13 protein-coding genes are annotated in these 13124 nt (G+C 31.9%); 12 read left to right on the top strand and 1 reads right to left on the bottom strand.

Translation table 11 applies throughout. The features are described from left to right. From ACWCL1_RS08760 to ACWCL1_RS08720, 9 genes are all read left to right on the top strand, one after another. Window positions 1-443, top strand: a 443-nt coding sequence (locus ACWCL1_RS08760) for a TcpE family conjugal transfer membrane protein (RefSeq protein ID WP_454546534.1), incomplete at its 5' end; no start/stop codon positions are given. Further along, window positions 427-912 carry an antirestriction protein ArdA gene (locus ACWCL1_RS08755; RefSeq protein ID WP_454546533.1) on the top strand — a complete coding sequence of 162 codons (486 nt, stop codon included), beginning with the start codon at window positions 427-429 and terminating at the stop codon, window positions 910-912. The genes ACWCL1_RS08760 and ACWCL1_RS08755, both read left to right, overlap by 17 nt. Further along, window positions 902-1210 carry a hypothetical protein gene (locus ACWCL1_RS08750; protein ID WP_454546532.1) on the top strand — a complete coding sequence of 103 codons (309 nt, stop codon included), beginning with the start codon at window positions 902-904 and terminating at the stop codon, window positions 1208-1210. The genes ACWCL1_RS08755 and ACWCL1_RS08750 overlap by 11 nt, the downstream gene beginning before the upstream one ends. 45 nt (window positions 1211-1255) lie before the next feature. Further along, on the top strand, window positions 1256-3751 hold the full coding sequence (locus tag ACWCL1_RS08745) for an ATP-binding protein (RefSeq protein WP_454546531.1): 2496 nt from the start codon (window positions 1256-1258) through the stop codon (window positions 3749-3751). A gap of 75 nt (window positions 3752-3826) precedes the next feature. Continuing rightward, a complete protein-coding gene (locus ACWCL1_RS08740) occupies window positions 3827-5752 on the top strand; it encodes a CD3337/EF1877 family mobilome membrane protein (protein WP_454546530.1) in 1926 nt (641 codons plus the stop codon). Next, on the top strand, window positions 5752-6894 hold the full coding sequence (locus tag ACWCL1_RS08735) for a phage tail tip lysozyme (protein ID WP_454546529.1): 1143 nt from the start codon (window positions 5752-5754) through the stop codon (window positions 6892-6894). Before ACWCL1_RS08740 ends, ACWCL1_RS08735 begins: the two co-directional genes overlap by 1 nt. Before the next feature lie 23 nt (window positions 6895-6917). Further along, window positions 6918-7490, top strand: coding sequence for a hypothetical protein (locus tag ACWCL1_RS08730; RefSeq protein ID WP_454546528.1), 573 nt, complete (start codon window positions 6918-6920; stop codon window positions 7488-7490). A 52-nt stretch (window positions 7491-7542) separates the two neighbouring features. Beyond that, a complete protein-coding gene (locus ACWCL1_RS08725) occupies window positions 7543-7929 on the top strand; it encodes a hypothetical protein (protein WP_321316014.1) in 387 nt (128 codons plus the stop codon). A 76-nt stretch (window positions 7930-8005) separates the two neighbouring features. Beyond that, window positions 8006-8509, top strand: coding sequence for an HXXEE domain-containing protein (locus tag ACWCL1_RS08720; protein WP_321316015.1), 504 nt, complete (start codon window positions 8006-8008; stop codon window positions 8507-8509). A gap of 589 nt (window positions 8510-9098) precedes the next feature. On the opposite strand, the gene ACWCL1_RS08715 is transcribed toward ACWCL1_RS08720, so the two are convergent. Then, window positions 9099-9827 (bottom strand): PmeII family type II restriction endonuclease, encoded by a 729-nt coding sequence (locus tag ACWCL1_RS08715; protein WP_454546527.1) that lies wholly within the window; start codon window positions 9825-9827, stop codon window positions 9099-9101. Window positions 9828-9901: 74 nt separating this feature from the next. On the opposite strand from ACWCL1_RS08715, the gene dcm reads away from it, so the two are divergent. From dcm to ACWCL1_RS08700, 3 genes are all read left to right on the top strand, one after another. Further along, window positions 9902-11197, top strand: coding sequence for a DNA (cytosine-5-)-methyltransferase (gene dcm / locus ACWCL1_RS08710; RefSeq protein WP_454546526.1), 1296 nt, complete (start codon window positions 9902-9904; stop codon window positions 11195-11197). A 148-nt stretch (window positions 11198-11345) separates the two neighbouring features. Further along, window positions 11346-11921, top strand: a complete 576-nt coding sequence (locus tag ACWCL1_RS08705; protein ID WP_454546525.1) for a tyrosine-type recombinase/integrase — start codon at window positions 11346-11348, stop codon at window positions 11919-11921. Between the two features lie 80 nt (window positions 11922-12001). Continuing rightward, the coding region (locus tag ACWCL1_RS08700; protein ID WP_454546524.1) for an IS30 family transposase at window positions 12002-13124 on the top strand (1123 nt) is incomplete at its 3' end.

The raw sequence follows: 13124 nt of genomic DNA, 5'->3' as shown, positions 1-13124 counted from the left end.
TGATCATTATGAAGAAAGATCCGACTTACAATTACCGTAATGTTTTTAATGAACCAATTAAGATTAAACAGCTAACCAATAATGTATCTTTACCATATTTCATTAAATTAAGAGATATTGGCATTTATGTAATGACGTTATTGTTACTGTTTTTATTTTTTCATCAATTTGTTAGTTTTGTTGATCACTATCTTTCAGTATTTGGGATTGTTTTTTATTTAGGCGTTCCTTATTTAGTGGTAAGAGTGATTGAACACTTACAACCAGACGGAAAAAATATTATGTGGTTTTTGATAGACTACGTTAAATACTTTTTCAACTATAAATTAAAACATAAGAAGATTTGCCACGACGTGGCAACTAATTATATTGATCAAAAATATGTCTTTGAACCGTTTAATTACAAAATAAAGGAGGCAAATAACAATGGAAAGAACGATTAATGTTTATGTTGAAAATATTCATGATCAAATCGGAGATTGGTTTGAACTACCTACCAATTTAGCAAAGGTTTATGAAACTTTAAAGGTTAATGATGATTGCGAAATTGCGATTACTGATTATGAAGCACCATTTACGATTGGTGAATATGATAGTTTAAATCATTTGAATCAAACGGCACGCATTATGGATAATGTACCTGATTATATTGTTGAAAATGCGCAAGCGATGATTGATGAAGGTTGGTTTAAAGATATGTACGATGTACTGACTACTTATCAAGATAAATTAACTTTCTTTCCTAACATTCATGATAATGATGAACTCGGAACTTATTTAATTGAACATGGTTATTATGGTGATGTTCCAGAAAAATTATCATATTACCTTGATTATGAAAAGTTAGGACAAGATTATCAGATAAATTCCGGCGGAATTTACCTTAAAGGAGGCTTCATGATTGAGCAATAGACAAAAATTGTTAAATGAAAAACGAGCAGAAGCTGAATATATGTTATGGGTGGAGAAAACCTTAAATTTGGACAAACGCTTTAAAAACTTAGCGCCAAAATATATCGGCAAGTTCTTTATGAATGAACGTTTTCGCTTTTCTAATGCTTTTCATATTAAAGTCAGCATGTATAAAGGAACTACTCGCTATCAAGGTATTGAAGACGGATATTTATTTGAAGACGATGTCAGAGATATTGTTGAGAAGTTACAATCTTCATTTCTAGAAAGAGTGTTAAGAGAACTTTTACTTTTCTAGAAGTTTATTTAGTTATGACTATGATGAAAGGAGGAATTTATTAATATGGAGTTAGAAATTCCGTTTAAATTATTTAAGGATAATTTATTACTGACTAAAGCGGGTGATGTATGGGCATATTACAAAATCAAGCCTGAAAGTATTGCGATTAATGATTTAGAACGCAAAGAACAAAATAAAAAGACGATGTCTTTTGTATACGGGACATTATCCAAATATCAAGAATTGCATTTAATGATGTTGCCTAAAGATATGAATTTAGCGGATCGCTTTAATCATTTAGCAAAGGATTTTTCACCGAGCGCTGATGATGTCGCACATTATTACGCTAGTGAAACCGTAAAACAATTAGAATATGAATTAGGTACAATTACTGATGAAGAGTTTTTAATTGGGATAAAATTGAAAAACTTTCAAACTGCCGATAACGTCAAAGGGGCAGTTAAAGATTCTTATGATTACTTAGTGCGAAAATTGTTAACCGCAGTTGGTTATGATATGGAAGTTGATGCTAATTATTTTAAGCAATTTAGCGAAGATCTAAATGAGTTAGATTCAGTGATGCGAACCATTAACGGTTCGCCAATTAGTGAGAATGAATTGGCGTACCTGTTGCATTACAACTTTTTAAGAGAGTTGCCACATAATGTTTTAGCAACTGGTAAAGAACATGATTTATATAAAATCACCGATACAATTTTAGATCCAACTGAAAAAGGTTGTCTCAAGTTAGAAAATGAAAATGGCAGTAGTTACGTTGCCTTTATTCCAGTTGGCGCTTTACCTGATAATATCAGCTTTACGCATTTATACGAAGTGGCGCAAAGTTTGAAGTTTCCCGTAGAATTACAAATCAAAGCACAGTATGAAGAAGTTGAAGGTTTGAATGGGTTAAATTCCCAGTTATCACGTTTACGTCGGCGTTTCAAAAGTAGTAGTCAAGAAGCCTATCAAACCGGAGAGCGTGATAGTCAAAGAAATGTAACCAATCAGTTATTAGTTGATGAACTTCAAAATGATATTGAAGATGGGAAAGCGATTTTGAGATGGTTAGCGTGTTTTGTAATTACTGGTCATAATAAAGATGAGATTAAAGAACGAAGTGATCGTTTAATTAATCGCTTAGGCTTAAGAGAAATTGAAGCCTATCGTCCAAACGCTGATCAACTCGCGTTGTTTTATCAATTATTGCAAGGTCAATCAATTCAAGGAGCGAAAAATTGGATTCAAGTAACCAATAACGAAGGCTTTGCGGAAAATTTATTTGCTGTCAGTAACCGCTTAGGTAATAACGTTGGTTGGTATATTGGTAGAGTTGATGATATGGCAGAAAGTCAGTCATTAGAACAATCAATTTATTCTTCAAGAAAAATTGTGTTATTTAATCCGACAATCGCGAATAAAGGAATTAAAGGCGCTAAAACAGATAGTCCGCATATTGCGGTTACCGGTGAAACGGGTAAAGGAAAGTCCTTCTTAGTAAAATTACTTTTTATCTATATGTCGTTTATGAAAACGCGTCTTTTATATATTGACCCGAAAAAAGAAATTCGTCATTGGTTTAATCAAGTTATTGATAGTCAAGCAATGCAGGAAAAGTACCCGTTATTTGTTGATCATCTTAAATCATTCCACTACGTAACTTTAGATGCCACTGATAAAAGAAACTGGGGTGTGTTAGATCCAATCGTCTTTCTTAAGGGTTCTGATGCTAAAGATACAGCAGAAGCGATGATTGAACAAATTTATTCAACCAAAGATAAAGACACTGCTAAAACGGCAATTTTGAAGGCAATTAAAACCGTCATTAATCAAAGAGAGCTAGGACAAAAAGTCGGTATGTTAAATGTAATTGAAATCTTACAACAAAGTGAAGATCCTGAAATTCGGGGTGCGGGCAATTTGTTATACGAAATGGTTACCGATTCAGTGTTACAGTTAGGTTTTTCTGACGGAACTAATGACGCCGTTTCTTTACAAGAACGGATTAATATTCTAGAAGTTTCAGGATTGGAATTGCCAAAAGAAGGCGATAACCCGGATAATTATTCTGATTTAGAAAAGAAATCCGTGGCATTAATGATTCCATTAGGTAAGTTTTGTGAAAAGTTTGGTTCTGATGATACTAATACGTACACAGCCGAAGTCTTTGATGAAGCATGGATTTTTAACGTGGCTAAAGACGGAAAAAAGATTTTAAAATCAATGAAACGGGTTGGACGTTCACAAAATAACATGTTATTGTATGCGACCCAGTCGGTCGCTGATATTACTGATCAAGAAGATCATGGTCAATTTGGAGTATTATTTGCATTTGATGAACCTTCTGAACGAGAACAGATTTTACAACATGTACAGCTACCGATCAATGAACAAAATTTAAACTGGTTGGCAAATATGATTAAAGGACAATGTTTATTTAGAGATATATACGGACGTGTGGGCAAGATTGCCGTACATTCTCTATTTGATGAAATGACGAGTTCCTTTAAGACGATTAATAAATCGGCTTCTTCGGCAAGTGAAGAATTATATGATTAATGAAGTACAGTTAATTTTACTTAATGTTAGTTAATTAAGTAAGTGGTGGGTGGGTTGGATTAAGTAGGTGAGAAAATGAATAAGAATAAGAATAAGAAAAGTAAATATTTAAAATATGGACTGATAGCTTTAACTGTCGGTTTTTTTTTATTAGCAAGTGTAATCAATGTTCATGCTGAAAGTGTTAAGGATGTTCTTCAAGGTTATGACATGAATGAAATCTCAAAGACATTAGATTCATTTAATCCATATATGAAAGATGGTGGCATAACTGAAATTATTTTTAAAGCGATGAATGGATTAGCTGGTTTCTTTTGGGAGATCAACCGCTTTATTTATCGGATTTTTGATTATGCGTTGAAATTAATGTTTGGTGCTTCCACGGTTAATGATGCGATTAATAACTTAATTGATCACGTTACCGATTTAACAGGGAACTTATGGGATTCAATCTTTGGTAAATTTGGCATTATTTTATTTGTGTTAGCGGTAATTGCGGGATTTTATCATTTTGCCTTTAAGAATGAAAGAGACGGAATTAAACGGGTCGTACTTTCATTAGTAATTGTTGGCTTTTCAATGGTGTGGTTTAAAAATTCAAGTTTTATGTTAAAAACATTTAATTCAATTTCAACGACCGCTCAAGGTCAATTAATGACATTAGATGATTCTGAAAAAGTAAAAAATGCGAGTGCAACGGACGTTGTTCGTAAAGTTTATTTTGAAGAAGCGATTGAGCGACCATATTATTTAATGAACTATGGTAAGACAACGGCGGAAGCGGTTCAAAAAGATAAACAAGATCCGTATGAATATTTAACAACTAATTATGATAAGGATCAAAGTCATATTAGTGATAATGTCAATAGGAAAGGTAATAAATATACTAAGAAAAGTCATATGTATTATAAAGTATTGATTACGTTATTTTCACCTTTAGTTTCATTAGCTTATGGAATTCCATTATTTATGGTCGGTTTTATTAATTTAGCGGTACAAATCTTTGCGTTGTTATTAGATTTATTATTACCAGTAATGGCATTACTAAGTTTAATTCCTAAATATTCAGATAGTTTCTTTAGAGGCTTAATGGACGTAATGATGTTATTTATCTCCAAAGCGGTATTAGTCTTAGCGATTTTAGGAATTAATCTTTGTCAAAGTGTCATTGATATTATTATTCCGCCAAATTCATTATCAGGATACTTTTTAAATGCGTTTATTTTTTATTTGATTTTAATTTTTGCATGGAAGAATCGCAATAAGATTATTCAAAAGCTAACCGATGGACGTTTAAACCAAGTAACTTCAAAACAAGTTATTACAACGGTTCAAAATCAAAAAGAACAAGCCGTACAAAAATTGCATACATGGAATAATCGGATTGAACGTGGTAAAGACGGATTAAATAAAGTTAAAGAACGGATTTTAGTTTTTAAGAATGGTGTAAAACCAAATGAGACGACTAATGATGTATCCGAAGCACAAGAAAAAATGAAGCAATCGAAACGAACACCACAAAATGAAGTTACAAGTAAAAAAGATAACAAGTCCGTTAATAAAAATAATAAGCCAGATATTAAAAATCGACAAAAAGTACGTAAACAACATGCAGAACAGGATAATATTAATCGAAATCAGGAGAAGCCTATTCATATAACAGATACACAACAACCACAAAAAACAGAACGTAGCCAACAAGAGCGACCACAAATTTATCAAGAAAATTACACTCATAATGATGTTAATCAACCAAATATTAATCACAAACAACAAAATGTTTATGAGCATAATCAACATAGTTTAAACCAACATAACGAAACTAAACATCAAGAACAAATTAATGTTAATAATCAAAAACACTTTTCACCAATGCCTAATATTAATCATCATGACCAACAATTTAAACAAGCTGAAAAAGATTTAAATGATATTACTAAACGGAAAAAGCAAGAAAATTATCAAAGACGGTTAGAAGATTTACGAGAAGGGCGTGATTAATGATGAAACATTGGAAAAGATGGTTAATCATTACTTTATTACCTTTCTTTTTAATCATTATCTTGATTGTAATGATGATTTCAATGTTTGGTTCGTCAAATAATAAATCAGAAACGATGGATTTAGATTGCGCTAATAATTTAAATGTTCAAGGAAACAATGTTTCGCAAGATCAAGAGAAAAATGCGAAACAATTATGGGATTTTTTGATCAGTAAAGGGTGGACGCCAGCTTCCGTGGCGGGTGTATTAGGCAATTTACAACAAGAATCACAAATAAACCCGACTTCAACTAATCCAAGTTCAGGCGCACATGGAATTTGTCAATGGCTAGGTGAACGTTTAACCAATGAACAAAGTTTTGCAAAACAACACGGCAAAAATCCTGATAGTATCCAAGCGCAAATTATGTTTTTATATGAAGAAGCCAATGGCGCAGAGAAGGCTAATTTAGGCGATTACGCTAAATCACAAACCGACCCCGCAACCGCAGCGGTTCAATGGGAATTAAGATTTGAACGGGCTGGAAGTAAAGAAGCCCGCAATGATGTTCGCGCAAAAAATGCGGTCAACTGGTATAACAAATTTAAAGATAGTAAAACAGCGACGACAAATGATAATTCAACGACCATTACGGATACAAACGCAACGTGTAACGCTGGTGCAGGGAAAGCATTAAATGTAAAAGGACCAAGTGATCCATGGTGGAATGACTTATCGAAATGGGCAAATAAATGGGTCGATCAAGTGCCACAAAATTATAGTTATGGTGGGAATCCAAGCTCATTAGATAATACCGCAACCGCTAAAGCGGTTCATGGGGCAACCGATTGTTCTGGTTTTACATTATGGGCATTTGGCAAAATCGGCGTAACATTACCACGAACAGCGGAACAACAGTTCCACCAGTCATGCGATGAAATCAGTGAAAAAGACGCTAAGGCTGGCGATCTTGTGTTTTTTGATAGCGCTGATGAAGGTGAGTTGTGTCATGTCGGAATTTATATCGGTAATGGAGAAATGATTGATGAACAATTAAGAGGGATCGTCAAAGAGAAAGTTTGGCCGAAAAATGATCCAAATTATAATAATATCACTAAGATTCGTTATGGCAGAATCAAAAGTAATTTATATCATCATTAGATAAGAAAGGAATAGAAAATGAAATGAAAAAAAATAATAATTATTTATGGATATTAGCTTGTAGTGTATTAGCTATATTTTGTTTGGTTTTGTGGCATAGTAATCATGAATTAAAACAAGAAAATCAGACACAAAGTTCACAAATTGAAAAACTGCAAAAGAAGAATAAGAAGTTAAAACGTGAAAATGTCGTGATTGATCAAAAGGACAATCAGGGTGAGTTTACACAAGCTAATGAAACCGTCCAACACTTATTTAATAATTTAGAGAATTGGAACGCTGATAATTGGTTATCAAATCAACAGACCGCTGAAGAATATGCGACAAAAGGTGTGATTCAATATTTTGGTGGTGGCAATGGTAATAAGAAAAATAGCCAAGCGCAAAAGCAGTTACAAGATTTAAACGCTTCATCAACTTTAGTTGAATCAAACATCTATTTTTCACCAGAAAGCGTTGATGGCGATAATATCAATGGTGTCTTTATTGGAACAGTCCAAACGAATAGTAATGAATCAGACAGTAAACAGACAATTCATTATCAATTTATGTATAACAAGCAACAGGACAAGGTAACAAATTTAAGGGCATTTTAGAATAACGAAATGGTTATGTTATAATAATTCTAAGATGAAGGAGGTTAGATAAATGAATAATCAAAAAAAGAAAGTGTTTATCGGTATTGGAGGATTGATTGTTTTAGTAGCTGTAATAATTGGTGGTATCTTTGGGATTAAGCATTATATGATCGAACAAACTTATGAAAAACCAATTAACGCAGTGATTAAAGATGAACATGAAAATCTTCATAATAATTGGATTACTTCAAAAAATAGTAAGATTGTTGTTTATGATGATCCAGATGAAGGAAATGATTATTTAATTACCGTCACTTCTTTAGAAAAAGGTGATAGTTCAACGTATACTGAACAATATATTGTTGATAAAGAAACAAATCATGTCGAGTATCAAGATGAAATTCTTCCAGTAAGTGATTTAAAGAAACTATATGAAATTAATCACCTTAAAGAATAAAATCAATATGGGTTTTTTTAGGATGATAGGTAATCAATAAGAATTATTAGTTTAATTTTTTAGGAGAAGAAATATTATGCTACAAACAGTTTTTGTTATATCAATATTTCCTTCAATTTTTATGCTTCATGAAATGGAAGAAATCATTTATTTTAAAAAATTTGGAAAGTTTTCTCATCATTACAATTTGCCAAAATCTATTATTAAAGTTAATCGAAAAATTACAAGTTTATCAACTGCTAAATTTGCTAGTGTCGTGTTTGAAGAATTCATCTTGTTACTTTTAATTTCATTTTTATGTTTATACAAAAAAAATGAAACTACAAGTTTAATTTATGCCGGATTTATGAGTGCATATAATATTCATATAATTTTTCATATAGTACAATCAATTTACTTGAAAAAATATGTTCCGGGATTAGTAGGTGGTATTACCTCATTCTTTATAACATGTATTTTGATTAATTTGATATGGAATTTTAGTATTATTCATTTTATATTGATAACCATATTTTGTTTAATTTTTATCATCATAAATTTATGGGTATGCTATTACTTATTACTTAGAAAAGCTAGTTAATAATTATTATAAATAAAGGTAGTTTATAGAATAGGTCATAAAATAAATTTATCAAGCATAATTCATTTAAAAGTATTAGTTCAAAGCAAAGCGCTTGAACGGATTAAATTAAGAGTCAAGGGGCATTACGCTTGAGTGAAACGAAAGGCAACCCTTGACCGCAAAACCAAAAGACCCTTAAGGTAGGGAAAACAAAACTTTGTTTTCCGCGCTCCTGGAAGGCGGGGGTAAATGTGGTCAAGCTGACATCAGCTTGTGAGTGTGGCGAGAAGCCACAAAAAAGAATCAAATTAATATAAGTTTTTCTTTAGGTATAACAAGGAATCATTAATTTAATTTTTTAGGAGGGTAAATTCTATGTTACAAACAGTAGATCGGGAAAATAATTTTTTGTTTTCCACGTCCCTTTAGGCGGAAACTGACATCATCTCAGCGTGAAGATAACCATAATAAAAATTCCATGTCACATTATAGATTACTTTTGTTATATTATACTGATATCTTTTTGATTTAATAATTTATAAAATTATTAAATGTATAAAGCATAAAATCAAAAGAGGTTAGATTTAAATCTAACCTCTTTTAATTTTTAAAATAAATCCGGATGTTTAGTAATGTAATTTTCTACTTTTTTAATTAAATTATCTATGGATTTTTTCATATTTGATTTTTCAGCTGCATTTTGGGCAATATTTACTAATTTATCATACATGTCATCATACCCAGTTAAATGATTCCAAAAATCTGTACCAGATAATACAATAAAGCCATCTTCTTCTATTTTTTTGTACATTGTACTTAAGTCTTCATGTGATCCATATATAACTCCAAGTACAAAGTCCTCAATTTTAATATTAGAATTATTATTAGTTACTGCAAGACGACGTGCTTTCGTAAAATGGCTTTCAATAGTTTCTATATCATCTTTATTAATTGTTTGTGGTCCAGATTTTAATTGACAATATTTAGTTCTACCATCAAGCATATCAGTATATTCTATATCCATTCCTTCAACTAAACTTGGTTTACAAGTGGGAACCGTTTTAGTAATAAATTTTTGAATTTGTGATCCAAATGCAGTTGTAATAGACGTTCCTAATGCATAAGGATATACTAGTGCCTTTGCTTTCGAATTTGCATTAATATCATTCGCTACACTTTTAGCTAGAGCTCTAATTATAAATGGATTAGTTTTAAAGTCATTTACTTTTCTTTTGTCATATGTTGTAATTCTTTTTTTAAAGAACTCAGTAAAAAATTCTTCTGCATTATTTAATAAAGTACTTTCTGGACAACTCTTTTTATTAGTTGAAGTCATATAATATCCTCCTTGACAATTTGTAGTAACCATTATAAAATGTTAACAAAATACATTAAAAAAGCGGTGGTTATGTGGAATTCATTTTAGATAAACAGCAAATAATTAAATTAATGAAAAAGAATAACATTCATTCACAGACAGAATTATCAAATATTATGGGAATCTCCAAAAACCAACTATCTTTTATATTATCACATAAATTTAATCCTTTAAAAAGTAATGTATGTAAATTAATCGATGTTTTAGGTGTGGAGGTTTTAGATGCAATAAATAAAAAAAATAAGGTTAGAGAAAATATTAATGATGTTGTTTTAAAAAATAATGAATTTATTGATACTAAAAAGGTAACTCCTAATAAACATTATAATGTATTAGAACTTTTTGCGGGAGCTGGTGGGTTAGCTTTAGGGTTAGAACAAGCTGGCTTTAATAATGTTGGATTAGTTGAGATTGATAAAAATGCCTCTGGCACTTTAAAATTAAATCGTCCTAATTGGAATGTAATTGAAAGAGATATTAGAGAGGTTGTTACCTCTGAGAATGGTATCTATGATTTTATTGATAAAAATGTGGAAATTGATTTATTAAGCGGAGGATACCCTTGTCAATCCTTTTCATATGCAGGAAAAAGACTAGGTTTAGAAGATACTAGAGGAACTTTATTTTATAGTTATGCAAAAGTACTAAAACAAGTAATGCCTAAGATGTTTCTTGTGGAAAATGTAAAAGGATTAACAACTCATGATCATGGTCAAACATTAAAAACAATGATTGATGTATTTGAAAAAATTGGTTATACAACTAAATATAAGGTTTTAAATGCGTGGGATTATGGAGTGGCTGAAAAAAGACAACGAATGATTTTAATTGGTATTCGTAATGATTTAAATTTAGAATATAGGTTTCCACTACCTCATAGTTATAAGCCAGTTTTAAGGGATGTATTAAAAAATGTTCCAAAAAGTTTGGGTGTTAAGTATTCAAAAAAGAAATATGATGTATTAAAAATGGTGCCTGCCGGAGGATATTGGAGAGATTTGCCTGTAAATATAGCAAAAGATTATATGGGAGCAAGTTGGTATTCAACTGGAGGTAGAACAGGAATGGCTAGAAGATTAAGTTGGGATGAGCCTTCATTAACATTGACTACTTCGCCTAGTCAAAAGCAGACTGAGCGTTGTCATCCAGATGAAACACGTCCATTTACTACTAGAGAATATGCTAGAATTCAGTCTTTTCCTGATAGTTGGAAATTTAATGGTGGAGTTAGCTCTATTTATAAACAAATTGGCAATGCAGTGCCTGTAAATTTTGCTAAAGAGATAGGATTGTCAATCATTGATATATTAAATAAACTATATTCTTAAAAGGATATGTCTTTAACAAGACATATCCTTTTTATCTAATGTTATATTTTATAAAAGTAATAATTATTTTTTATGTATAATTATTTAATTGATTGAATAGATTATTTAAAAATTTTTTATAGTAAAAAATTTATGAAGGAGATGTTTTATGATAAAAACAAAAGTTCTACCAATTAAAGATGAGCAAATTTTAAAACAAGTTGAAGATACTTTATTGAATCATTTTCAATATGGGATTCGTAATTATACAATCTTTCAAGTCGGCAAAGTTACTTTATTACGAGTTTCTGATGTTCTTAGTTTACGTTATCATGATGTTTTTGATCGATACGGGAAGGTTAAGTTAAATGCTTATCTGAATTCATCAACTGCGTTATATTTAGATCCGATTGAAGTTGATTTAGTTAGGTATCGTCTTTGGCGTGAAACATATCATATCAACTCATTATGGTTATTTCCTTCCATACAGAACCCAGCTAAACATTTAAGTCCACATCAGTATTATAAAATCATGCAAAAAGTTGGTAACTTATTGAATTTAGATTATTTGGGTACGGATACCATGCGTAAAACGGGTGCTTATCAAATTTACCTGCAAACTCATCATAATATTGCTTTTGTAATGAAGTTACTAAATTACACTAGTGAAAAGCGGACACTTACTTATTTAGGCTTAGATGATATTAACCAGCAAACTTTGCTAGATACGATTGATTTTAAATAACCGCTTTTTTATAATAATCAATAATTTTATCATTATTAATTATTGAAGTTGGTTTTTGAAGCTATTAGAAAGCAAGGTGTTTGGATTTGAAACCTCATTACGATCCGTTAACAGAATATATGTTGATTCACGCTAATCCACATTTTTATCACCCGTTGACTTATTATGAACGGTGTCAAATTGATGTCCTTTGGAATCAAGCACATCTCCATAATATGGCAGAAATTGCCCGCATTTTACATCGTCCGGAATGGACGATTAATCGTGAAATTCGGCGGGTACAACATTTTCAAGACCATCATTCCACGAAGCAACGCAAATTGCCTAAAAGGTTTCGTAATTATCACTACGATGCTAGTTTAGCCCAAGAGTTAGCGGATCAGCGTAAGGAAAGTAAAACTTTACCCCGGGCAGATAAATATACGATTAAACAGGGTGAAGTGATTGCTGATAAGATTTTAAATCATCATTGGTCGCCACGGGCGATTGCGCAACGTTGCCCGGAAGTTAACGTTAGTTATCAGACTATTTATACTTGGATTAAAGCTGGACGGATTCCCAATGTTAATTTAACGGATTTGAATAATCCCTTACATGAGCGTCATAATCCGAAACGTTTATCGGATAGTATGCGGAAATTAAAACAGCAAGCCCGCCAACAACAGCAACAAGAAGTTGTAGAGGAACAACGGGTGTCAGCGCGTCAACGACGGATCTTGATTGAAGAGCGACCAAAAACGATTGATACTCGCAAATATTTTGGACATTGGGAAGTTGATTGTGTCGTTCCCCGGCGGGGTGGGCATAAAGTGATCGTAACTTTTGCCGAACGAAAAACTCGTTATTATCAGTGTTTTATCGCTGAACAACAGATCGGTGGTGCGATTGTCAAAGTTTTACAACGTTTTTGGCAGTCTTTCGGTGACAATGCACGCCATATCGTAAAGTCGATGACTTTTGATAATGGATCGGAATTTGTTAATCATGATGTCATGAATTATTTAGAGGATGAATTAAGGATTAAAGCCTATTATTGTCACCCGTACTCACCAGAAGAGCGAGGAACAAATGAACATTGTAATCGCATGTTACGGCAATATATCCCGAAGGGTACTAGTTTTGAGCGTTTAATTGACCGTGATGTTCAAGCTGTCGCGCGTGAGATTAATGAGCGTCCCCGGCAGATTTTACATGGTAAAACGG

This window comes from Ligilactobacillus sp. LYQ135, assembly GCF_053711055.1.
This window is presented reverse-complemented; position numbering and strand designations above follow the sequence as displayed.